The following is a 22,111-nucleotide window of genomic DNA, read 5'->3' on the forward strand; positions in this document are numbered from 1 at the left end:
CCGGCGCTGCCTTCCATCAGGGGTTTGCGCATATCCATATGCGGCAGGCTTGTTTGCGATAGTCGGGCTGACCTTTAGGCTGGCGCGCTTTGACCACGCCATGTCCACCCCCGCCACAACATTCCATTCCGATTCCCGCTCCGGCGCATTTGCCATCTCACCCCAATCCACCACGGCCTTGTACCGCGTCACACCGGGCACGCTGGCGGCCGTGCTGGAGCAACTGCCTGCGGCCCAGGCCCGCTGGGCCCGCGCCGCAGGCTTTGATGCACGGCCGGGCCGTGTTCTCTTGTTGCCTGATCTGCAGCGCGAGGGCACGGCCCTCGCCGGCGTGCTGGTGGGGGTGGACCCGGACCAGCCGCTGTGGCAATTGGCGGGCCTGCCCGGCGCGCTGCCGTCCGGCATCTATGCGCTTGCCGACAGGGATGGAGAGGGCGAGCTGGCCCAGAGGTCGCACCTGCTGCTGGGCTGGGCACTGGGTGCGTTGCCATCGACCAGCCAGGCCAGGCAGCCGGGCGCGGCCCCCCGCCCATGCCCCCCGCAGTTGCTGGCCAGCGCCGATGAGCAGGCCGCCATCGCGCCCATGGCCGCAGCCATCGGCGAAGTGCGCCGCCTGGTCAACCTGCCGGCCAACCTGCTGGGGCCGCAGGAGCTGGCCCTGGCCGTGCAACGGCTGGCCGAGCGCCATGGCGCGCGCTACCGGCAATGGGTGGGCGATGCCTTGCCCGCCGAGGGCTTTGCGCTGGTCCATGCCGTGGGCCGCGCGGCGGCGCAGGCACCGCGCGTTGCCGAACTGACCTGGGGCGATGCCGCGCTGCCCCATGTGGTACTCATCGGCAAGGGCGTGTGCTTTGACAGTGGCGGGCTGGACCTCAAGCCGGCGGCCGGAATGCGCTGGATGAAGAAGGACATGGGCGGGGCGGCCCATGCCATCGCACTGGCGGACCTGGTGATGCAGGCGGGCCTGCGCGTGCACCTGAAGCTGCTGGTGCCTGCGGTCGAGAACGCCGTGGGCGCGGGTGCGCTTCGGCCCGGCGACATCATCGAGGCGGGTGACGGCCGGCGCGTGGAGATGGAGAACACCGATGCCGAAGGCCGTCTTCTCCTGGCCGATGCCCTGCACCACGCCATCCGGACCGCGCCCACGCCTGCTGCCTTGGTGGTCGACCTGGCCACGCTCACGGGCGCCGCGCGCACGGCGCTGGGGCCGGACCTGCCCGCACTGTTCAGCAACCATGACGGCTGGGCCGAAGCCCTGCTGGCCCAGGGCCGAGCGCAGGCCGATCCGTTGTGGCGCCTGCCCCTGTGGGCGCCGTACCGCCGCATGCTCAGGTCCGACCAGGCCGATCTGCTCAACGCCGCCAGCACACCGCACGGCGGTGCCATCACGGCCGCGCTGTTCCTGGAAAGCTTCGTGCCGCCCGAGGTGCCCTGGCTGCATCTGGACCTGTTCGCCTGGAACCAGGAGGAGCGGCCCGGGCGGCCCGAGGGAGGCGAGGCGCAGGGCCTGCGCGCGTTGTTCACGCTGCTGGCGCAGCGCTTTCCCGCGCGCTGAAGCGGTGGGCGGCGGAGCGCTGGCGCCTGCGTCGCCGGTGCATCTGCACCGGGCGCATTTGCATAGGCGCAATCGGGCTTTGCGGCCGGCCGGTGCCTCCACACAATCGCCCGTCTGGTGCAGTCGGCGCGGCGTCCGCCGCGGCCTTTTTCCGCTTCTTTGTCCGGCTGCCGGGACACTCCATGAACCAACGATCCATCCTGCCTCGCACTTTCTCTCTTCGAACCCTGGCGCTGGTGCCCGCCCTGGCTGCAGCCCTGCTGTGCGCACCGCCCGCCCAGGCCGAGACCCTGCGCTGGGCGCGTTCCACCGATGCTTCCACGCTGGACCCGCACGCGCTGAACAACGGCCCCAACCACAACCTGCTGCACCAGATCTACGAGCCGTTGATCATCCGCACGGCCGATGGCAAGCTGCAGCCCACCCTGGCCACCTCCTGGGCGCTGACTGCCGACCCCTCGGTCTGGGAGTTCAAGCTGCGCAAGGGCGTGAAATTCCATGACGGGAGCCTGTTCACGGCCGACGACGTGCTGTTCTCGCTGCGCCGTGCGCGCTCGCCCACATCGGACATGCGCTCGCTTCTGACCTCGATCACCGACGTGACCAAAGTCGATGCCTTCACCGTGCACATCAAGACCAACGGGCCCAACCCGCTGCTGCCCGCCAGCCTCATCAACATCCAGATCCTGAGCGCCGCCTGGGCCAAGGCCCATGGTGCCGAGCAGCCACAGAATGCGCTGGCCAAGGAAGAGAACTTCGCCACGCGCAACGCCAACGGCACGGGTCCCTACGTCATCGCCTCGCGCGAACAGGACACGCGCACCGTGCTGCGGCAGTTCCCCGGCTACTGGGGCCGGGGCCAGTTTCCGCTGGAGATCGACGAGCTGGTCTACCTGCCCATCAAGTCCCAGTCCACGCGCGTGGCGGCCCTGCTGTCGGGCGAGGTGGACTTCGTGCAGGATCTGCCCATCCAGGACATCGCGCGGCTGAGTGCCGATCCGCGCTTTCGCATCAACCAGGCGGCCGAGAACCGCACCATCTTCCTGGGCCTGAACGTGGGGGCAGCGCCGCTGGCCAACTCCGATGTAAAGGACAGGAACCCGCTGGCGGACCTGCGCGTGCGCCAGGCCTTCCAGCTGGCCATCGACCGCAACGCCATCCAGCGCGCCGTGATGCGGGGCCTGTCCGTGCCCACCAACATCATTGCGCCGCCCTTCGTGCACGGCTACGAGAAATCCTTCGGCGCCGTGGGCCGCACGGACCCGGCCCAGGCCAGGAAGCTGCTGGCCGAGGCCGGCTACCCCAACGGCTTCGCCCTGACCCTGCACTGCACCAACGACCGCTACCTGAACGACGAGGCCATCTGCCAGGCCGTGGCGGGGTTCCTGGGCCGCATCGGCGTGAAGACCACCGTCTCCTCGCGGCCGCTGGCCATCCAGACGGCGGCGATCAACAACCAGGAGACCGATTTCTATCTCTATGGCTGGGGCGTTCCCACCTATGACTCGGCCTATGTCTTCGACTATCTGGTGCACACGCGCGGCAAGAACGGCCGGGGCAACACCAATGCCACGCGCTACAGCAATGCCGAGCTGGACAGCAAGATCGTCTCCCTGGCCTCCGAGGGCGACACGCGCAGGCGCGATGCCACCATCCACTCCATCTGGTCCACGGTGCAAAAGGAGTTGATCTACCTGCCCCTGCACGACCAGATCCAGACCTATGCCATGGTGCGCAAGTTCGACATCCCGGTGAATCCGTCGAACACGCCGTACTTCAAGCTGTTCAAGCAGCCGGGCACGCGCCAGGCGACGGTGGCCGGCGCGCAGTGAGGTCGGGATCGCGCCCTTCAGGCCGTGGCCCGCGCGGGAAGCGGCCGGTCGACCTCCACCGTCACATGCACCAGTTCCCCGTGCATGCCCGGCAGGCGGCGCACGGTGTCGGGCTGCACGTCGGCGGCTGCATCCCGGGCCACGATGCAGGCGCAGTGCGCCTTGCCCACGCGCCAGCACCTGGCCGATGGCGAGGCCTCCGGCGCCGACAGGCAGGACGATGCGGACCTGGTGCTGTCCATGATGCGTTCGTACATGAGGTGACCTGCGCCCGGTCCCGCGCGCATTGATGCATGACATCGCACAATCGCCGCGCAAGCCTCAGCAATCCACACGCCCATCGCTCCTACGCTCGCACCCTTGTCAATGCAGGAGTGCGAACGGATATGGACTGGATGGTATGGGGGCTGCTGGCCGGCCTGGTGCTGGGGACTTATGACTTTCTGACCAAGCTGGCGCTGGCGGAGAAATCCGTGGTCGAGGTGGTGTTCTGGTGCTGTGCCATCGGGGCACTGCTGTGGCTGCCGCTGCTGTGCCTGCCGGCCCGCATGGCCCCCGCGCTGCGCGATCTGGGACTGGCGCCCGGCGTGCTGGACGGCCGCCAGCAGATGCTGCTGCTGCCCAAGTCGCTGATGATGGTGGCCACCTGGGTGCTTTCGTACTACGCGGTGAAGGCCTTGCCGCTGTCCATCTCGGCCGGAGTGCGTGCCAGCGGACCGCTATGGACGGCGCTGGGCGCGGTGCTGCTGCTGTCCGAGCAACTGGGCTGGTGGCAGTGGCTGGGGCTGGCCGTCTCCATGGCGGCGTACTACCTGTTTTCGCTGATCGGGCGCAGGGAGGGCATACGCTTCGGCAGCAACCTCTGGGTGCTGTGCATGCTGGCGGCCACGTTGCTGTCGTCGGCCAATGCCCTGTATGACAAGCACATCCTGGCCACGCTGCGCATGGACCTGGCAGCCGTCCAGGCCTGGTCGGCGCTGCAGCGCGCGGCACTGGCCCTGCTGCTCCTGCCCTGGGTCTGGCGCACGCTGGAGCTGCGCAGCCTGCTGGGCCGCAACTGGCCGGTGCCCGCCATCGCCTTCGCCTATGTGCTGGCCGAATACCTCTATCTGGCCGCCGTGCAGATGGATGGCGCCCAGATCGCCGTGATCTCGGTGCTCAGGCGCGCCAACCTGATCATGGTGTTCGCGCTGTCGGCGCTGTTCTTCGCGGAGCAGCACATCCGCGCGAAGATGGTCGCCATCGGCGGCGTGCTGCTGGGCATCGCGCTGACCATGGCGCGGTAGGCGCGGCCTTGCCTGCGCCTGTTGCGACACCGCTCACGGTGGCTGCGCCGCCAACGCGCGTATCCAGTCCATGACCATGGGGCCATGGCGCGAGAGCATGGCGCGCTCGGAGGCCAGCAGGAAATAGCGCTGCTCGCAGGGGATGGCGATGTCCGAGACGCGCACCAGACTGCCCTCGGCCAGCAGGCGCTGGACCAGGGAGCGGCGCCCCAGCGCGATGCCCTGCAGGTTCAGGGCCGCGTCCAGCATGAGGCCGGTGTCCGTGTAGCTCAGCTGGCGCCGCGTCGCCGGGATGCGCAGGCCTGCCGCCTGCAGCCAGGGATCCCAGGGCTGGCGGCTGTGCGACAGCAGGCTGGCGCGTCCGAACAGGGCGGCCAGCCCCAGGCCGTCGAACGGCTCCAGATAGCGTGGTGCGGCCACGGCGAACCACTCATCGTCCAGCAGGTGCTCGCAATGGAAGGCCTGGGGCGCTTGGTGCGCGAAGCGGATGGCGATGTCGGCCTCGCCCTGTTCGAGCTGGACGTTGCGCGTGGTCGGATCGATGGCGACGGACACGGCCGGGTGGCTGTGGTGAAAGGCCGTGAGCGCCGGCACCAGGCGCAGGCGCGCGAACGAGGGCAGGGCGCTGATGCGCACCACGTCGCGCTCATGCGTGAATCGGCCGAAGGCCGCCTCCAGGGCCTCCAGCGGGGCGCGGATCTGCTGGTGCAGCCAGGTGCCTTGCGGGCTCAGCGCCACCGCGCGCGTGCTGCGGTGGAACAAGGTGGCGCCCACGAGCCTTTCCAGCTCGCGGATGCGGTGGCTGACCGCGCTGTGCGACAGGTGCAGGTCTTCGGCCGCCTGGTTGAAGCTCTGGTGGCGGGCCACGGCGTCGAAGGCGGCAAGCAGGTGGACGGGTGGAATGTTGCGCATGGATCGCCGGCATCGTACTGGAGGCGGGCGCCCGGTGCGGGCCTGCTTCGGAATTTGCAAACGGTGACCCATGAAAACCGTCCATCTCGGGCCGGACGGCCGTTTCGCAGCGGACAATCACCGGGCCGCGAATGCCGCAGGATTTCGATCGTCCTGCGGCATGCGCCGGCCAGCCAAGGACCATTGCGCATGACAGAAGACAACCGCCGAGACTCCCCCGCCGCCGAAGCCCATGCCAGCCCGGTGCCCGGACCTTCGATTTCGCTGCGCATCGGCACCGTGGCCAGGCTCAATCTCGCCGACTTCCAGAATGCCGTGCCCGCGCTGCTGGAGCTGGTGGTCGTCAACGACGGCGCCGAGCCGCTGCAGGGCCTGAGCCTGCAGCTGGACTGCGAGCCGGCTTTCATCCAGCCGCGCACCTGGCACCTGGAGTCGGTGGCGGCGCACGGCAGCTATGCGCTCACCGATCTGGACGTGGTGCTCAATGGCGCCTTGCTCTCGCGCCTGACCGAGGCGGAGTCCGCCGTGCTGCGGCTGGAGCTGCGCGCAAGCTGCCGCAGCGGCACGGGCCAGGCCGGTCCGGTGCTGGCCCGGCATGAACACCCGGTGGAACTGCTGGCGCGCAACCAGTGGGGCGGCCTGGGCCATCTGCCCGAGATGGTGGCGGCCTTCGTGCAGCCCAACGACCCGGCCGTGGATCGCCTCCTCAAGGCCGCCGCGCAGGCGCTGCAGGCCAGCGGCCGGCCCGGTGCCATCGATGGCTACGAGCAAGGGCCCGAGCGGGCGTGGGAGCTGGCCTCCGGCCTCTGGACCGCCGTGCTCCAGCAGAAACTGCATTACGCGCTGCCACCGGCCAGCTTCGAGCATGCGGGCCAGAAGATCCGGAGCACGGGCCAGGTGCTGGATGCGGGCCTGGCGACCTGCCTGGACCTGGCGCTGCTGTTCGCCTCCTGCCTGGAGCAGGCGCATCTCCATCCCCTGCTGCTCTTCACGCGCGGCCATGCCTTCGTAGGCCTGTGGCTGGGCCCGCAGGAGTTTTCCACGGCCGTGGTTGATGACGTCACCGCCGTGCGCAAGCGCCTCAGGCTGCGGGAGCTGGTGGTCTTCGAGGCCACGCTGGCCGCCCAGGGCCAGGCCGTGGCCTTCAGCCAGGCCATTGCCCAGGGAGCCCGCCAGCTGTCCGAGGAGCAGGAGGACCGGTTCGAGCTGCTGGTGGACGTGCGGCGCGCGCGCATGCAGCGCATCCGGCCGCTGGCTCTGGCGCAGCCGCAGGAGGACGGGGCCGCGTCGGCCGAGGGCGAGAGCGATGGCGCAGGCGAGCCCGCGCTCACGGTGGAACCGCCTCCGCAACTGCCGCCGCGGGGCCTGGCCCGGGAGGTGCCCACGGCCGAACTCGATCCCAGGGACAGGCTGGCGCGCTGGCAGCGCCGGTTGCTGGACCTGTCGCTGCGCAATGCCCTGCTGCACTTCAGGCCGGGCAAGAAGTCGCTGCTGCTGCAGGTGCAGGCGCCTGCCCTGGAAGATGCGCTGGCTGCCGGCCAGGTGCTGAAGCTGCTGCCCAGCCCCGAACTCATGCAGGGCACGGACCCGCGCAGCCAGCCATTGCATGAGGCGCGCAGCCTCGAAGACCTGCGCCGCGCCCATGCCGAGGAGGCGCTGCGACGCCGCGAGGTCTGCATCGACCTGGAGACGTCGGAACTGGACGGCCGCTTCGTGGAGCTGTTCCGCGGCGCGCGCAATGCGCTGCAGGAAGGCGGCGCCAACACCTTGTTCGTGGCCCTGGGCTTTCTGCTCTGGACGCGGCCTGACAAGCCTGATGCGCGTCTGCGCGCGCCGCTGATCCTGCTGCCCGTCACGCTGGAGCGCAAGAGCGCGCGCTCGGGCTTCACGCTGGCGGCGCATGAGGACGAGGCGCGCTTCAATCCCACCCTGATCGAGATGCTGCGCCAGGACTTTCAGCTCGACCTGGGCGTGCCCGCGGGCGACCTGCCGCGCGACGAGGCGGGCCTGGACATCACCGGCATCTGGGCCCGTGTGCGCGAGGCCGTCAAGGACATCCGAGGCTGGGAGGTCAGCGAGGACGTGGTGCTGTCCATGTTCTCCTTCGCCAAGTACCTGATGTGGAAGGACCTGGCCGAGCGCGCCGACCAGTTGCGCGCCTCGCCCGTGGTGGCCCACCTGATCGACACGCCGCGCGAACCCTATCGCTCGGAGACCCCGTTTCCCGATGCGTGCAGGCTGGACCAGGAGTTCCCGCCGCAGCAGGTCTTCAGCCCGCTGCCGGCCGACTCCTCCCAGCTGTCGGCCATCATGGCGGCCGCCAGGGGCAAGGACTTCGTGCTGATCGGCCCGCCTGGCACGGGCAAGAGCCAGACCATCGCCAACCTGATCGCGCAATGCCTGGCCGAGGACAAGCGCGTGCTCTTCGTGGCCGAGAAAATCGCCGCGCTGGACGTGGTCTATCGCCGCCTGCGCGAAGTCGGCCTGGGCGAGTTCTGCCTGGAGCTGCATTCCAACAAGAGCCGCAAGCTCGATGTGCTGGGCCAGTTGCAGAAGTCCTGGGACTCCCATGGCGAAGTCGATGCCGACGCCTGGGCCGCCAAGGCCGCCCGGCTGGGCAGGCTGCGAGAGCAGCTGTCGGCCTATGTGCAGCGCCTGCACATGCGCCACGCCAACGGCTGGACCATCTACCGTGCCATCGGCGCCGTGGCGGGTGGCGAGGCGCTGCCGCGCCTGGGCTTTCACTGGCCCGCGGCACAGGCCCATGACGAAGCGGGGCTGGCCCTGCTGCGCGAGACCGCCGGGCGCCTGCAATCCAACGCCCAGGCCGTGGGTGCGACGCAACTGCGCGATGGCCCGCTGTCCACCGTGCAGGCCGCCGACTGGTCCGTGCGCTGGCAGCAGCAGATGGTGGACGCCGCCCAGGCATTGGCCGACGCAGGCCAGGACTTTGCCGGCGCCGCGCGGGAGCTGGGGCGGTTGCTGCGCATCGAATGGCCTGCGCTGGGGCGCCAGGAACGCTCGGCCCTGGGCGTGGTGGCCCGGGCGTTGCCTGCAGCCGCCGGTCGCAACCTGGCTTTCTGCATGCTGCCCGAAGGCGCGCGCACGGTTGAATCCCTGCAGGCGGGGTTGCAGTTGCTGGCGCAGCACGGCGCGCTGTGCGCGCAGGTGCCGGCGCCCTGGCCGGCCGAACTGCAGGAGCGCCTGGCCCAGGCGCTGGATCTGCTGGGCCGGCGTCGCGGCCTGGAGGCCGAGCTGGGCACGCCCTGGCCCGCGGCCCTGGGCGATGAACTGGAACGCGGCCTGCAGTGCATCGACGAGATCGCGGCGCTGCGCCAGGGCCTGTCCGTGAAATACGGCGCGGGCGTGGGCCAGCTCAACGTGGCCCTGCTGCAGCGGGAATGGGCCAAGGCCGGCAGGTCCCTCTGGCCACTGTCCTGGCTGGGGCGGCGCAAGGTGCGCGCGGCGCTGGAGGCCGCCATCGAAGGCGCGGGGGAGCCGCGCGTGGCCGAGGACCTGGCCGCCCTGGTGCGCATCCGGGGCCTGCGCGAAGAACTGGAGCAGATCCAGCCCGGCGCCGCGGCCGACGGCCTGTGGGCCGGCCACCGCACACGCACCGACCATGCGCGCGGCGTCCTGAAGGCCAACGCGGCCCTGCTGGCGGCGCGTGCGCGCAGGCCCTTTTCGCTGGACGGCCTGCAGGCCGTGGCCGAGGGCCATGGCGGCGAGCGCTGGATGGCCGAGCTGCGGCGCCTGCAGGCCCTGCACGAGATGGACCGTCAGCTGGACGGCTATCTGTCCCTGACCGAAGCCAGCCACGGCCTGTGGCGCGGGCTGGAAACCGATGCCCAGGCCTTGCAGGATGCGCTGGCCTTCGAGCGCGAGCGCCTGCAGCTGACGCGGCGCGGCGGCCTCACGGGATCGCACGCCAGCGTGGGCCAGGGCCGCTGCGGCGCAGCGCTGCAGCAGGCCCATGCACAGCTGACAGCCCGCAGCGCCATCGAGCAGCAACTGCTGGCACTGGACGATCTGCGCGCGCGCTGCCCCGGCGTCTGGGACGGGCTTGACACCCGCACGCAGACCGTGGAGCACGCGCTGCGCCTGCAGGCATCGCTGCAGACAGGGCTGGCCGGACTGGGCTGGCCGGAGGCTGGCCTGGCCCAGGCACGCCAGGCCTTGCACCAGGTGCTGAGCCTGCACGACGCCGAACTGGGCGAGGGCGCTGCGCTGGGACTGGCCTGCCAGCGTTTGGTGGACAGCCTGGCTGCGCTGCATGCGGCCGTCGAGCCCTTCAGCGCGGCCGCCGCCCATGACGAGTCCCGGCAGCGCGCCCTGGCCGGGCACACGGCCGAGCAACTGGCGGCCACGGCCACCGGCGTGCTGGCCGAACAAGGCGGCCTGCATGCCTGGTGCGCCTGGCGCAATGCCCGGGCTGCGGCGCACGAGCAGGGCCTGGGTGCGCTGGCCGATGCCATCGAGTCAGGCCACCTGGACCCGGCCCGGGCACCCCAGGCCTTCGAGGCCAACTACGCGCGCTGGTGGCTGGCGCTGGCCGTGGACGAGGACGAGGTGCTCAAGCGCTTCGTCCCCGCCGAGCACGAACGGCGCATTGCCGACTTCCGCGCGCTGGACGACGAATTCACCGCGGTCACGCGCCAGTGGATACGCGCACGGCTGTGCGCGGGCCTGCCGTCGGCCGACAGCATCGAGCGCAACAGCGAGTGGGGCATTCTGCGGCGCGAGATCACCAAGAAGCGCCAGCACCTGCCGCTGCGCCAGCTGCTGGAGCAGATCCCATCGGCTGTGCTGCGCCTGACACCCTGCCTGCTGATGAGCCCGCTGTCCATCGCCCAGTACCTGAGCGCCGAGACCAGCAACTTCGACATCGTCATCTTCGACGAGGCCTCGCAGATTCCCGTCTGGGACGCCATCGGCGCCATGGCGCGCGCCAGGCAGGTGGTCATGGTGGGCGACCCCAGGCAACTGCCGCCCACCAACTTCTTCGACCGTGCCGGAAGCGCGGACGAGGACGCGGACTTCACGGAAAGCGACATGGAGAGCATCCTGGACGAGTGCCTGGGCGCCAGCCTGCCCACGCGCCACCTGTCCTGGCACTATCGCTCACGGCATGAAAGCCTGATCGCCTTCAGCAACCACCGCTACTACGGCGGCGGGCTGGTCACCTTCCCCTCGCCCGTGACCGATGACCGCGCCGTGAGCTTCCATGCCGTGGACGGCCGCTACGAAAAGGGCGGCGCCCGCATCAACCAGCCCGAGGCCAGGGCCCTGGTGGCCGACCTGGTGCAGCGGCTGCGCTCGCCGGGCTTTCGCGAGGCCGGCACCACCGTGGGCGTGGTGACCTTCAACTCCGAGCAGCAAAGCCTGATCGAGGACCTGCTGGACGAGGAACGCCGCAGGGACCCCGCGCTGGAGGCCTTCTTCTCCGATGCGCAGCTGGAACCCGTCTTCGTCAAGAACCTGGAAAGCGTGCAGGGCGACGAGCGCGACATCATGTATTTCTCCATCACCTACGGGCCCGACATCTCGGGCGCGGTGTCCATGAACTTCGGCCCGCTCAACCGCGATGGCGGCGAGCGGCGCCTGAACGTGGCCGTCACGCGCGCGCGCCAGGAGCTGCGCATCTTCTCCAGCCTGCGCGGCGAGCAGATGGACCTGTCGCGCACCCAGGCCGCCGGCGTGCGCGACCTCAAGCACTTCCTGGAATTCGCCGAGCGCGGCCCGCGCGCGCTGGCCGAGTCGCATCGTGGCAGCCAGGGCGATTTCGAAAGCCCCTTCGAGGCCGGCGTGGCCCGGGCGCTGGAGCGCAAGGGCTGGCGCGTGCACACCCAGATCGGTGCCTCGTCCTTCCGCGTGGACCTGGGCGTGGTGCACCCGGACTTCGCGGGCCGCTACCTGGCCGGCGTGGAATGCGACGGCGCCACCTACCACCGCTCGGCCACGGCGCGCGACCGCGACAAGCTGCGCGAGCAGGTGCTGCGCGGCCTGGGCTGGCAGATCCTGCGCATCTGGTCCACCGACTGGTGGATCAACCCGGGCGGCACGCTGGAGCGCATCCACATGGCGCTGACCGCGCTGCTGGAGCAGGACCGGCGCAAGCGTGCGGCCGATCACCAGGCAAAAGAGTCGTCCGAAGTTTCTGAGCCGGAGGACGAGGCCCAAAAGGCCTGACCAGCCATGCCTGCGAAACGGGCGCGACCCATGTCAGGGACAGCAAGCAAGGGCCTACGCCGGCCGCGCCGCCCCGCAGCGAGGCTGTCGTCCCCCTCCCTCGCGAAGCGAGTAGAGAGATGGGGAAGGCGCGAAGCGCCTCAGGGGGGGTCAATACCTGTCCGGCACGTACATGTGCTGGGGGACCGGGTTGCGCGTGTACTCCGGGTTGCGCGTGCGCTCGGGCAGCACGACGGCCGGGTGCTCTATCTCTTCATAGGGCAGCTGGGTCAGCAGGTGGGAGATGCAGTTGAGCCGGGCCTTCTTCTTGTCCACGGCCTGCACCAGCCACCAGGGCGCCTCGGCGATGTGGGTGCGCTCCAGCATGGCCTCCTTGGCCTTGGTGTAGGCCTCCCAGCGGCGGCGGCTCTCGAAGTCCATGGGGCTGAGCTTCCACTGCTTGAGCGGGTCGTGCACGCGGCCCAGGAAACGCAGGTGCTGCTCGTCGTCGGTGATGGAAAACCAGTACTTCACCAGCGTGATGCCCGAACGCACCAGCATCTTCTCGAACTCGGGCACGGAGCGGAAGAACTCCTCGTACTCCTCGTCCGAGCAAAAGCCCATCACGCGCTCCACGCCCGCGCGGTTGTACCAACTGCGGTCGAACAGCACGATCTCGCCGCCCGCAGGCAGGTGGGACACATAGCGCTGGAAATACCACTGCGTGCGCTCGCGGTCGTTGGGCGCGGGCAGGGCGGCCACGCGGCACACGCGCGGGTTCAGGCGCTGCGTGATGCGCTTGATCACGCCTCCCTTGCCGGCCGCATCACGGCCCTCGAACAGGATGACCACCTTCTTCCTGTGGTGCTGCACCCAGTCCTGGAGCTTGACCAGCTCGCCTTGCAGGCGCAGCAGCTCGCGGAAGTAGACCTGCCGGCCCATGGAATCGGCGCCATCCACGGCGCCACCGTCGAGCCGCGCGTCGTCTATCTCCATCTCCAGTTCTTCGTCATAGCTGTCGAGCAGGTCGCGCTCGATGCGCTGCATCAGCGCGTCGTGGTGGTCGGGCAGGAGTTCGTCGTACATGGGGCGTGGGATAGGGTCCGGGCGTCCAGGGGTTGGCGCCTGGGATGGTGGCGGGGTCATGTGACCGGGTTGTGACAGTCGGCCCCGGTGAAACCCTGGTGCCGCCTGGTATCTGCGCACCAGGCCAGCAGCCACTACCGTCAACCAGCGTTTCGTCCCGACGTGGAGGCAGACAGCACGCCGTTGGCATGGCGTGCAATCTCCCATGCCAAGTGTTCCACTGCCTTGACACTGCAAAACCGTGCGCATCGAAGCGCCATGAATGGCTCAAATCAGGTGAAGCAGCAAAGCCATGCCGACTTGGCCTACAACCACCCCGCCTTGCGAAACTTGTAGTAAAGCACCCCGCACACGCCCAGCACGAGCAGCAGCGCGGCCGGGTAGCCGTATTGCCACTTCAGTTCGGGCATGACTTCGAAGTTCATCCCCCACACGCCGAAGAAGGCCGTGCAGATGGCGAAGATACTGGCCCAGGCCGCCAGGCGCTTGGTGACTTCGTTTTCCTCGATGGAGACCATGGACAGGTTCACCTGGATGGCCGTGCCCACGGTGTCGCGCATGGTGTCGATCTGGGCGTTGATGCGGCCCAGGTGGTCCATCACGTCGCGGAAGTAGTCCCTGGAGCCCACGCAAATCTGGGGCACGCGCCCGCCGTTGAGCTTGCCCACGGCTTCCAGCAGGGGCGCCACGGCGTGCTTGAGGTCCATGGCCCGGCCCTTGAGTTCATACAGCTGCTTGATGTTGTCGCGCGCCGCGCCCTTGGTGAAGATCTGCTGCTCGATCTGCTCCAGCTCCACCTCCAGCGCATCGATGATGGGGAAGTAGCGGTCCACCACGGCATCCATCAGCGCATACAGCACGAAGCCCGAGCCGTGGCGCAGCAGTTCGGGCTCGTTCTCGCAGCGCTCGCGCACGCCCAGGAAGCCGCGCTTGCTGCGGTTGCGCACCGACAGCACGAAGTTGGGACCCACGAACACATCGACCTCGCCGTGGTTGAAGTGGCCGGGTCGCTCGGGCTCGGGCTCCAGCAGGTGCATCACGGCGAACAGCGTGGTGCCGTATTCCTCGATCTTGGGCCGCTGGTGGCCGTGCAGCGCATCTTCCACGGCCAGCGCGTGCAGGCCGAATTCCTCGCGCATCTCCTCCAGTTCGGCAGGCGTGGCATCGGCCAGCGCCACCCAGACGAAGCAGCCGGGCCGCTCGATGTAGTTGCTGATGTCCGCTATGGCGATATCGGCCAGCTTGGCCCCGTTTTCGTAGGCTACGCAGTTGATCAGCATGGGAGGTCCCTCGGTAATTCTGGTGCTGGTGATCCTGCCACAACGGGGGAGAGCTGAAAGTCTGGTGCAAGGCTGGGCTTGGCCACGCATCCCGATGCCAGCCAAAGGCTTGCTTCAGCTATGGTGGGGCCTTTGAGGGAGTAGCGTCCGATGACGGAAGCGAGTTGTGGAGGGGGTCAGAACCTGCCCTGGCTGGCAGTCCTGCCCGGCCTGGATGGCACGGGCTTGTTGCTGGCGGAGTTTGTGCAGGTGCTGTCCGGGTTCTTTCGGGTGCAGGTCATCACCTATCCGCCGGATGAGGTGCTTTCCTATGACGAACTGCTGGATCATGCGCTGGCCCGTCTGCCCGCTGGGCCGCTTTTTCTGATCGGTGAATCGTTCTCGGGGCCGCTGGCGTTGCGCCTGGCAGCGGAGCACCCGACGCGGGTCCGGGGCGTCATCCTCGGAGCCTCGTTTGCCCGCCTGGATCTGCCCTTGAAGGCGCTTCTCTCAAGCCTGTCAGGGCTGCTCGCCTGGGTCCCGGCGGCACGCGCGCCCATGTGGCTGCTCGATGGAGTGCTGAGCAATGGGCATGCAACAGCGTCCGGGCGTGTCTTGTTGAAGCAGGCCCTGCAGATGGTCGCACCAGAGGTTCTGGCAGGCCGCGTCAGGCAGGCTCTGGAGGTTGATCTGCTGGCGCAGGGCGTGCGCGTGCGACAGCCACTGCTTTATCTGCAGGCCTGCCATGACCGGCTGATGCCTGCCAATGCGGCTGGCCTGGTGGCGTCCATTTCTGGCAATGCGCGTGTTGAAAGCATTGCCGCACCGCATTTCATTTTTCAGGTGCGGCCACAGGCTTGCATGAAGGCCATCGTGGCGTTTCATGAATGCTGTGGCACAACGGATGCGCCACCGTAGGCGATCGCACTCAGACAGCCAGCACCTGCTCCCGCCGCTGATCTGCTTGCCCATCCGGCACCCCGGCCAATTCCCCCAGCCCGAAATGCCCGCGCAGCGTATGGCTGTCGTATTCGCTGCGGAACAGGCCGCGCTTGCGCAGCAGGGGCACGACTTCGCTGGTGAACAGCTCGAACTGCTGGTTGAGTAGGGGCGGCATGACATTGAAGCCGTCGGCCGCGCCACTCCTGAACCAGTCTTCGATGATGTCGGCCACCTGCTCGGGCGTGCCGGCCACGGCCAGGTGGCCGCGCGCGCCGGCCAGGCGCTGGAGCAGGCCGCGCAGTGTGAGGCCGTCGCGCAGGCTGGTCTCCACATAGCCCACGGCGCGGCTGCGCGAGGCCTGGACCTTGTCGGGATCGGGGAAGTCGTCGCGCGTGAGCTTGCGGTCCAGCGGCACGGCCGAGAAGTCGTGGCCGCCGAAGCGGGCGGACAGGCGGGCCAGGCCGACCTCGATGCTGGTCAGGCTGTCCAGCTCCTCCCAGACCTGGCGCGCCTCGTATTCGGTGGAGCCGATGGCGGCGCTGATGCCGGGCAGGATGACGATGTCCTGCGGCTGGCGGCCCAGGTGCCGGGCCTGGGCCTTGATGTCGGCGTAGAAGGCCTGGGCCGACTCGCGCGAGCCATGGGCCGTGAAGATGGCTTCGGCCCATTTGGCGGCAAAGGCGCGGCCCGATTCGGACTGGCCGGCCTGGACGAAGACAGGCCGGCCCTGCGGGCTGCCGGGCACGTTGAGCGGTCCGCGCGTGCGGATGTACCGGCCTTCGAAGTGGATGGGCTTGATCTGGGCGGCGTCGAGGAACCGGCCCGCCGCCGTGTCGTCCAGCAGGGCGCTGGCCGGGAAGCTGCGCCACAGCGCATCGACGGCCGACACGAATTCCTCCGCGATGCGGTAGCGGTCGCCGTGGTCCACGTTGTCGGCCAGACCATAGTTCAGGCCGGCGTTGGGCGCCCAGGAGGTCACGATGTTCCAGCCCGCGCGGCCCTTGGACAGGTGGTCCAGCGAGGCGAACTGGCGCGCCAGCGTGTAGGCATGGCTGTAGGTGGTGGAGGCCGTGCCTATCAGGCCGATGCGCTCGGTGCGCAGCGCCAGTGCGGTGAGCAGCACCAGCGGGTCCAGCAGGCCCGAGGTGATCTGCTGGCCGTTCTCGGGGCCGACCAGGCTGTCGGCCAGGAAGACGGCGTCGAACCTGGCGGCCTCGGCGATGCGCGCGGCATCGACGTACAGCTCCAGGTCGGTGAGCGCCTTGCGGTTGGCGCCCGGATGGCGCCAGGCGCCTTCGTGGTGGCCGCGCGTCATGAGGAACAGGTTCAGGTGCAGTTGCCGGGGCATGGAGGCAATCCTTTGTGGTGCGGCGTCGTCGCCATGGGAGTCATGCGGGTTCGGTTTCCACGCCCAGGCTGTGCAGCAAGGTGGTGCGCAGGCGCATGAAGACGGGGTGGTCGGGGCGCCGGGGATGGGGCAGGTCCACGGCATGGTCTTCGGCGATCTTCCCGTGCCTGAGCACCAGGATGCGGTCGGCCAGCAGCAGGGATTCGTCCACGTCATGGGTGACGAGGATGACCGTGGGGCGGATGCGCTCGACCAGGCGCAGCAGCAGGCCATGCATGCGCATGCGGGTGAGTGCGTCCAGGGCGCCGAAGGGTTCGTCGGCCAGCAGCACATGCGGGGCGCGCAGCAGCGAGCGCGCCAGCGCGGCGCGTTGCTTCTGGCCGCCCGACAGCGTGGCCGGCCAGGCGTCGGCCTTGTCGTGCAGGCCCACCTCACGCAGGATCTGCTCGGCGGCGGGCCGGCTGGCGCGGGCGTCCAGGCCCAGGGTGAGGTTGTCCAGCACCGACAGCCAGGGCAGCAGTCGCGCGTCCTGGAACAGCACGGAAACATTGCCCTGGGCGCTGGCCGCGCCGCTGGATTGCGCATGGCCGTCCAGCCCGGCGAGCGCGCGCAGCAAGGTGGTCTTGCCCGAGCCGGATTCGCCCAGCAGGGCCACGAACTGGCCTGGGGGGATGTCCAGGTCCAGGCCGTCGAGCACGGCCCTGCCACCGAAGCTGCGCGTGAAGCGCTGCAGCCGCACGCTGGCGGTGCTGAGGTGGTGGCTCATGATCCCAGCGACCTGCGGTAGGAGAGCACGCGCGCCTCGATGCGGCGCACCACGGCGTCGGACAGCAGGCCCAGCAGCGCGTAGATCAGGATGCCGACCACGATCACGTCGGTCTGGCCCCAGTCGCGGGCGCGGTTCATCAGGTAGCCGATGCCGGTCTGCGTGTTGATCAGCTCCAGCACCACCAGGGCCGTCCAGCACAGCGAGACGGCGATGCGCAGGCCCGTGAAGAAGCCGGGCAGGGCGCCCGGCAGGGCCACCTTGCGGATGAACTCGGCGCGCGACAGGCCCAGGGTCTGGGCCAGTTCCACATGGCCGATGTCGATGCCGCGCAGCGCCGCATGGGTGTTGATGTAGACGGGCACCAGCACGGCCGTGAAGATCAGGAAGATCTTCATGGGCTCGCCGATGCCCAGCCAGATGATGGCCAGCGGAATCAGCGCCAGGGTGGGTACGGCGCGCTTGACCTGTACCAGGCCGTCCAGCAGGGCCTCGCCCGTGCGCGTCAGGCCCGAGGCCAGCGCCAGCAGCACGCCGGCCAGCACGCCCAGGAACAGGCCGCTGTAGGCGCGTCCGGCCGATGCCAGCAGGTGCGGCAGCAGGCTGCCGTCGACCAGCATGGCGTAGCCGGCGGCCATGGCCTGCGAGGGGGCGGTCAGCGTCTCGGGCGACAGCCAGCCGATGCGCGAGGCCGTCTCCCACAGCACCAGCAGCAGGGCCGGACCGATCAGCAGCATGCCTTGCGACAGGCGCTCGGGCACCAGTGGCGGGGCGGGCTTTGTGCTGCCGGGTGGTGGCTGGCGGAGGGCCGGGCCGGGGGCGGCAAGCTCCAGTCGTGCAGGTGGCATGGACGGTCCCTCAGCGGTTGGCCACGATGACGCTGTCATAGGTGGGCACGAAAGAGCCCGTGGCATCCAGGCGCTGGGGCAGGGTGCCGGCCGCGTGCAGGATGTCGATCAGCTTCTGGTGGTGGGGCCGGGCCTCGGCGGCGGTCTGGAACAGCAGGTCCGACTGCGAGGCCAGGATGGCGGCCGTGCTCTCGGCATCGATGCGCTGGAACTGCGTGTAGTAGTGGCGGCCCCATTCCTGGGCATGGGCATTGCTCCACTTGCCGGCGCGCACGAAGGCGCCCAGGAATTCGACGATGGCCCGGGACTTGCCCGCGTCGGCCAGCACCTCGGGTCGGGCATAGAGGTAGGAGGTGGCGGGCAGCAGCGTGCGCTCCTGCGGATCGGGCACGGGACGGGCACCGATCTGCCTGCCCAGGCGGGTGACATGGGGCTCCATCAGCACGGCCACGTCCACGGCCTTGGCGCGCAGCGCGTCATTGAGCTCGGCCACGCGCAGGTTCACCAGCTTCACGTCGGCCAGCGTCAGGCCCGCGCGTGCCAGCGCCTCGATCAGGAAGACCTGGCGGCCCGAGCCCTCCACGTAGCTCACGCGCTTGCCACGCAGCTCGGCCAGGCGCTCGATGCCGGCATCTGCGCGCTGCACCAGCCGATACTGGGCGCGCTCGCGCGTGAAGGTGGCGATGATGGGCAGCTGCACACCGGCCGCACGCGCCTGTATGGGCGGCGTGTCGCCCACATAGGCGATGTCCAGCGCGCCGGCGCGGATGGCCTCGAAGATGGCGGGGCCGCCCGCGAAGTTGGGCAGCTCCAGCGCGAAGTCCAGCCGCTTGCGCTCGCCGCTGGCCTCCAGCAGGTGGCGCAGCAGCTCGCTCTGGTCGGCCACGACCAGCCGGGTGTTTCGGGAGGGCGCCGCGGCGCGTGCGGCGGTCGTGGAAGCCAGGGCGGCAGTGGCCAGCAGGGACGATGCGGCCAGCAGGAAACGACGCTTGTTCACGCGCTCCATCCTCAAGGAATTGCAATGGGATGGATGCTAGTCAGCGTACTTCAGATGCGGAAATGCCGATTGCGTATTTGCAAACGCGCGCCGCGCACATGGGGGCGCGGCGCCGGGCGGCTTCAGGCGAAGACCGGGCGCATGAAGCTGCGCTCGTAGCTGAGGATGCAGCGCGTGTCCTCCGCGTAGCGGAAGGCAGCCTGGCATTCGGGGTCCTGCATGGACTTGATGCGGTACTCCTCGTACAGCGCCATGCTGGGAAAGCTGAACATGGCCAGCGCCACGTTGTTGGCGCCTTCGGAGGGCAGGAAGTAGCCGTGGTGCTTGCCGCCGAATTTCTCGACCAGCGGAATCCAGGTCCGGCCGTAGTGCTCGAATTCCTTGGTCTTGAACGGGTCGATGATGTAGCGCAGGTAGCAGGTGATCATGTCTGGATGCAAAGGCGTGGGGGAAGCCGCGGCAGCGGGTGCCGCGGCCCAGCGATCCTACAGCTTGAACGAGGCCGTCAGGCGCGACAGTTTCTCCGACTCCTGCTGCAGCACCTGCGTGGCGGCCGAGGACTGCTCGACCAGGGCGGCGTTCTGCTGGGTCACGCGGTCCATGTCGGTCACGGCAAGGCCCACCTGCTCGATGCCGCTGCTTTGCTCGCGGCTGGCGGCGGCGATCTCGGTGACGATGCCCGTGATGTTGCGCACCGTGGTGACCACCTCGCGCATGGTCTGCCCTGCCTGGTCCACCAGCGTGGCGCCCGCGTCCACGCGTTCCACGGAGGCCTGGATCAGCGTCTTGATCTCGCGCGCCGCCGAGGCGCTGCGCTGCGCCAGCGTGCGCACCTCGCCGGCCACGACCGCGAAGCCGCGCCCGTGATCGCCCGCACGCGCGGCCTCCACCGCCGCGTTGAGCGCGAGGATGTTGGTCTGGAAGGCGATGCCGTCGATCACGCCGATGATGTCCACCACCCGGCGCGAGGAGGTGTTGATCTCGCCCATCGTGGTCACCACCTGGTCCACCACGGCGCCGCCGCGCTCGGCCACCGCGCTGGCACCCGAGGCGATCTGGCTGGCCTGGCTGGCGTTTTCGGCGTTCTGGTGCACGGTGGCCGTCAGCTGCTCCATGGAGGCCGCAGTTTCCTCCAGCGAGCTGGCCTGCTGCTCCGTGCGCTGCGACAGGTCCATGCTGCCCGTGGCGATCTCACCGGCCGAGCGGTGGATGATGCCCGCCGTGTCATGGATGCGCATCACCAGCTGGCGCAACTGGGCGCTCATGCGCTGCACGGCGGCGATCACGCTGCCTTCGGGCGCGTGCGCCGTGCCATCGAGCCCGGAATGCGACAGGTCCCCGGCCGCGATGCGGTTGGCGATCTCGGCCGCCACGGAGGGCTCGCCGCCGATGGCCCGCAGCACGCTGCGCGTGGCCAGCCAGGCGATCACCGACAGCAGCGCGCCGAGCACGGTCAGCGCAGCGACCGACTTGATGATGGTGGCGACGAAGGCCTGCTGGATGTCATCCACATAGTCGCCCGCGATCAGGTCCCAGCTCCAGGAGGTGGAGCGCTTGACATAGGCCAGTTTCTCGCTGGGCTCCTTGGCGCCGGGCCGGGGCCACCAGTAGGTGAGGTAGCCGCTGCCCTGGGACGACCGGCCCGTGGCGGCGATGTCGCGGTACAGATAGGCGCCCTTGGCGTCCTGGAAGCCGCCCATGTTCTTGCCGTTGATGCCCGGGCTCGCGGGGTTGTTGAGCACCACGGAATCCGTGGTGATGCTGGTGATGTAGCCCGCGCCGCCGCCGTAGCGCAACTGCCCCACGCGTGCGATCGCGGTGGCCTTGGCGTCTTCTTCTGACCGCTTGCCGGCCTTGGCTTCCGCGGCGATGGCCGCGATCAGGCTGTCGGCCGAGTCCACGAAATCGCGCAGCGCCTGCTGCCGGGCCTCATAGGCCTTGTCGCGGGCCTGGTAGGCGTTGAAAAGGGTGAGCGCAAGCAGCGCGAGCAGGCAGAAAACCAGCGGGGCCAGCAGTTTCTGGCGAAGGGACAGGGCAGGCATGGGCAGGGTGCGTGAAAAGGCGGAAACGACGGACGGACCACGGAAGCCGGTCTCCCGGTTGCGGTGCCCTTGCGGCGCAGGTCGAACAGGCGCCGGTTGGAGGGCTTGGTACCCGGTCTATCGGCAGTTCGGCCGGTATCTGAAAGGCCGCGGAACGCGAAATCTGCACGGCACCCGAAGCGCCATGGGCCTCAACCCTGCAGCGCCCCTGCCAGAAACTCGGCCGTGGCCTGCACGCGGGCCGTGCGCTGCAAATCGGGGTGCATGACCTGCCAGACCTCGTAGTCGGCCGCGCGCGTGCGCCGGGGCCAGATGCGCACCAGGCCTTCACGCTCGCCCAGGCCCACGGGCATTTCCCCCAGGCCGATGCCGGCGGCCACCGCCTTGCGCACCAGCATGCTGGAGTTGGCCGCCATGGCGATCGTGCCCTGGCGCGCGGGCACGTCGACCAGGGTGGGGAATGGCCGCTGTTGCAGATGGGGGCCGTAGACCACGAGCTGGTGGCCGCGCAGCTCGTCCTCGGCCACGGGCTCGCCGAAGCGCGCCAGATAGGCCGCGCTGGCGAACAGGCCCACAGGCCAGGCGACCACGCGGCGCACCACCAGCTCGGGTGCTTCGGGGCGGATGTTGCGGAAGGCGATGTCCGCCTGCCGGCGGCCCAGGTTGAGCATCTGCGTGGAGATCTCCAGGTCCACGCGGATCTGCGGCCAGCGCTGCTGCAGGCGCGCGATGGCGGGCAGCAGGAATTCGGTGGCGATGGAGTCGGTGCTGGTCACGCGCACCAGGCCGGCCGGGCTGTCGTCCAGGCCTTCGATGCGGGTGCGCAGGTCCAGGGCCGCGCTCTCCATGCGCCGCGCGGCGCCCAGCGCCGCCTCGCCGGCGGCAGTGAGCAGGTAGCCGTCCCTGGCGCGCAGGAAGAGCTTGCTGCCCAGCTCGGCCTCCAGGGCGTTCAGGCGCCGCCCCACCGTGGCCTGGTCCACGCCCAGGCTGCGTGCGGCCGCGCGCAGCGAGGGGGCGCGCGTCAGCGCGAGAAAGATGCGGGTGTCGTCCCAGTCCATGGCCGTCTTGTG

16 protein-coding genes are annotated in these 22,111 nt (G+C 69.4%); 5 read left to right on the forward strand and 11 right to left on the reverse strand.

Going from position 1 to position 22,111, the window contains the following annotated elements:
- Positions 1–100 precede the first annotated feature (100 nt).
- On the forward strand, positions 101–1,555 hold the full coding sequence (locus L1Z78_RS11020) for a leucyl aminopeptidase family protein (protein ID WP_234641526.1): 1,455 nt from the start codon (positions 101–103) through the stop codon (positions 1,553–1,555).
- A 182-nt stretch (positions 1,556–1,737) separates the two neighbouring features.
- Positions 1,738–3,387 carry an ABC transporter substrate-binding protein gene (locus L1Z78_RS11025; RefSeq protein ID WP_234641527.1) on the forward strand — a complete coding sequence of 550 codons (1,650 nt, stop codon included), beginning with the start codon at positions 1,738–1,740 and terminating at the stop codon, positions 3,385–3,387.
- 17 nt (positions 3,388–3,404) lie between these two features.
- Here the strand turns inward: L1Z78_RS11025 and L1Z78_RS11030 are convergent, their stop codons facing one another.
- Positions 3,405–3,644 (reverse strand): hypothetical protein, encoded by a 240-nt coding sequence (locus tag L1Z78_RS11030; protein ID WP_234641528.1) that lies wholly within the window; start codon positions 3,642–3,644, stop codon positions 3,405–3,407.
- 129 nt (positions 3,645–3,773) lie between these two features.
- Between L1Z78_RS11030 and L1Z78_RS11035 the strand changes: the two genes are divergently transcribed.
- Positions 3,774–4,673, forward strand: coding sequence for a DMT family transporter (locus tag L1Z78_RS11035; protein WP_234641529.1), 900 nt, complete (start codon positions 3,774–3,776; stop codon positions 4,671–4,673).
- 33 nt (positions 4,674–4,706) lie between these two features.
- On the opposite strand, the gene L1Z78_RS11040 is transcribed toward L1Z78_RS11035, so the two are convergent.
- Positions 4,707–5,585 carry a LysR substrate-binding domain-containing protein gene (locus L1Z78_RS11040; protein ID WP_234641530.1) on the reverse strand — a complete coding sequence of 293 codons (879 nt, stop codon included), beginning with the start codon at positions 5,583–5,585 and terminating at the stop codon, positions 4,707–4,709.
- A 189-nt stretch (positions 5,586–5,774) separates the two neighbouring features.
- Here L1Z78_RS11040 and L1Z78_RS11045 point away from each other — a divergent pair, with 189 nt between their 5' ends.
- The gene (locus L1Z78_RS11045) at positions 5,775–11,774 is read left to right on the forward strand and encodes a DUF4011 domain-containing protein (RefSeq protein ID WP_234641531.1); all 6,000 of its coding nucleotides are present in this window, start codon (positions 5,775–5,777) and stop codon (positions 11,772–11,774) included.
- 150 nt (positions 11,775–11,924) lie between these two features.
- Here L1Z78_RS11045 and ppk2 read toward each other — a convergent pair whose 3' ends face one another.
- Positions 11,925–12,839, reverse strand: coding sequence for a polyphosphate kinase 2 (gene ppk2 / locus L1Z78_RS11050; RefSeq protein WP_234641532.1), 915 nt, complete (start codon positions 12,837–12,839; stop codon positions 11,925–11,927).
- A 305-nt stretch (positions 12,840–13,144) separates the two neighbouring features.
- Complete coding sequence (gene corA, locus L1Z78_RS11055; protein ID WP_234641533.1) at positions 13,145–14,119, reverse strand: magnesium/cobalt transporter CorA; 975 nt, start codon at positions 14,117–14,119, stop codon at positions 13,145–13,147.
- Between the two features lie 150 nt (positions 14,120–14,269).
- On the opposite strand from corA, the gene L1Z78_RS11060 reads away from it, so the two are divergent.
- The gene (locus L1Z78_RS11060; RefSeq protein WP_234641534.1) at positions 14,270–15,016 is read left to right on the forward strand and encodes an alpha/beta fold hydrolase; all 747 of its coding nucleotides are present in this window, start codon (positions 14,270–14,272) and stop codon (positions 15,014–15,016) included.
- A gap of 10 nt (positions 15,017–15,026) precedes the next feature.
- Here L1Z78_RS11060 and L1Z78_RS11065 read toward each other — a convergent pair whose 3' ends face one another.
- The 7 genes from L1Z78_RS11065 to L1Z78_RS11095 form a co-directional block, all read right to left on the reverse strand.
- On the reverse strand, positions 15,027–16,388 hold the full coding sequence (locus L1Z78_RS11065) for an LLM class flavin-dependent oxidoreductase (protein WP_234641535.1): 1,362 nt from the start codon (positions 16,386–16,388) through the stop codon (positions 15,027–15,029).
- A gap of 40 nt (positions 16,389–16,428) precedes the next feature.
- Positions 16,429–17,154 (reverse strand): ABC transporter ATP-binding protein, encoded by a 726-nt coding sequence (locus tag L1Z78_RS11070; protein WP_234641536.1) that lies wholly within the window; start codon positions 17,152–17,154, stop codon positions 16,429–16,431.
- Positions 17,151–18,002, reverse strand: coding sequence for an ABC transporter permease (locus tag L1Z78_RS11075; RefSeq protein WP_234641537.1), 852 nt, complete (start codon positions 18,000–18,002; stop codon positions 17,151–17,153). Before L1Z78_RS11075 ends, L1Z78_RS11070 begins: the two co-directional genes overlap by 4 nt.
- Before the next feature lie 10 nt (positions 18,003–18,012).
- Complete coding sequence (locus L1Z78_RS11080; RefSeq protein WP_234641538.1) at positions 18,013–19,008, reverse strand: ABC transporter substrate-binding protein; 996 nt, start codon at positions 19,006–19,008, stop codon at positions 18,013–18,015.
- A 113-nt stretch (positions 19,009–19,121) separates the two neighbouring features.
- Positions 19,122–19,427, reverse strand: a complete 306-nt coding sequence (locus tag L1Z78_RS11085; RefSeq protein ID WP_234641539.1) for an NIPSNAP family protein — start codon at positions 19,425–19,427, stop codon at positions 19,122–19,124.
- 57 nt (positions 19,428–19,484) lie between these two features.
- A complete protein-coding gene (locus L1Z78_RS11090; RefSeq protein WP_234641540.1) occupies positions 19,485–21,041 on the reverse strand; it encodes a methyl-accepting chemotaxis protein in 1,557 nt (518 codons plus the stop codon).
- Positions 21,042–21,232: 191 nt separating this feature from the next.
- On the reverse strand, positions 21,233–22,099 hold the full coding sequence (locus tag L1Z78_RS11095; protein ID WP_234641541.1) for a LysR family transcriptional regulator: 867 nt from the start codon (positions 22,097–22,099) through the stop codon (positions 21,233–21,235).
- Positions 22,100–22,111 lie beyond the last annotated feature (12 nt).

The organism is Delftia tsuruhatensis (assembly GCF_903815225.1).
Lineage (GTDB): Bacteria > Pseudomonadota > Gammaproteobacteria > Burkholderiales > Burkholderiaceae_C > Comamonas > Comamonas tsuruhatensis_A.

Excerpts from the sequence above, each read along its gene's own strand:
- L1Z78_RS11020 (WP_234641526.1), top strand. The coding sequence starts at position 101 with ATGTCCACCCCCGCCACAACATTCCATTCCGATTCCCGCTCCGGCGCA.
- L1Z78_RS11035 (WP_234641529.1), top strand. The coding sequence starts at position 3,774 with ATGGACTGGATGGTATGGGGGCTGCTGGCCGGCCTGGTGCTGGGGACT.
- L1Z78_RS11030 (WP_234641528.1), bottom strand. The coding sequence starts at position 3,644 with ATGTACGAACGCATCATGGACAGCACCAGGTCCGCATCGTCCTGCCTG.
- L1Z78_RS11060 (WP_234641534.1), top strand. The coding sequence starts at position 14,270 with ATGACGGAAGCGAGTTGTGGAGGGGGTCAGAACCTGCCCTGGCTGGCA.
- L1Z78_RS11080 (WP_234641538.1), bottom strand. The coding sequence starts at position 19,008 with ATGGAGCGCGTGAACAAGCGTCGTTTCCTGCTGGCCGCATCGTCCCTG.
- corA (WP_234641533.1), bottom strand. The coding sequence starts at position 14,119 with ATGCTGATCAACTGCGTAGCCTACGAAAACGGGGCCAAGCTGGCCGAT.
- L1Z78_RS11040 (WP_234641530.1), bottom strand. The coding sequence starts at position 5,585 with ATGCGCAACATTCCACCCGTCCACCTGCTTGCCGCCTTCGACGCCGTG.
- ppk2 (WP_234641532.1), bottom strand. The coding sequence starts at position 12,839 with ATGTACGACGAACTCCTGCCCGACCACCACGACGCGCTGATGCAGCGC.
- L1Z78_RS11075 (WP_234641537.1), bottom strand. The coding sequence starts at position 18,002 with ATGCCACCTGCACGACTGGAGCTTGCCGCCCCCGGCCCGGCCCTCCGC.
- L1Z78_RS11070 (WP_234641536.1), bottom strand. The coding sequence starts at position 17,154 with ATGAGCCACCACCTCAGCACCGCCAGCGTGCGGCTGCAGCGCTTCACG.
- L1Z78_RS11085 (WP_234641539.1), bottom strand. The coding sequence starts at position 19,427 with ATGATCACCTGCTACCTGCGCTACATCATCGACCCGTTCAAGACCAAG.
- L1Z78_RS11045 (WP_234641531.1), top strand. The coding sequence starts at position 5,775 with ATGACAGAAGACAACCGCCGAGACTCCCCCGCCGCCGAAGCCCATGCC.
- L1Z78_RS11090 (WP_234641540.1), bottom strand. The coding sequence starts at position 21,041 with ATGCCTGCCCTGTCCCTTCGCCAGAAACTGCTGGCCCCGCTGGTTTTC.
- L1Z78_RS11095 (WP_234641541.1), bottom strand. The coding sequence starts at position 22,099 with ATGGACTGGGACGACACCCGCATCTTTCTCGCGCTGACGCGCGCCCCC.
- L1Z78_RS11065 (WP_234641535.1), bottom strand. The coding sequence starts at position 16,388 with ATGCCCCGGCAACTGCACCTGAACCTGTTCCTCATGACGCGCGGCCAC.
- L1Z78_RS11025 (WP_234641527.1), top strand. The coding sequence starts at position 1,738 with ATGAACCAACGATCCATCCTGCCTCGCACTTTCTCTCTTCGAACCCTG.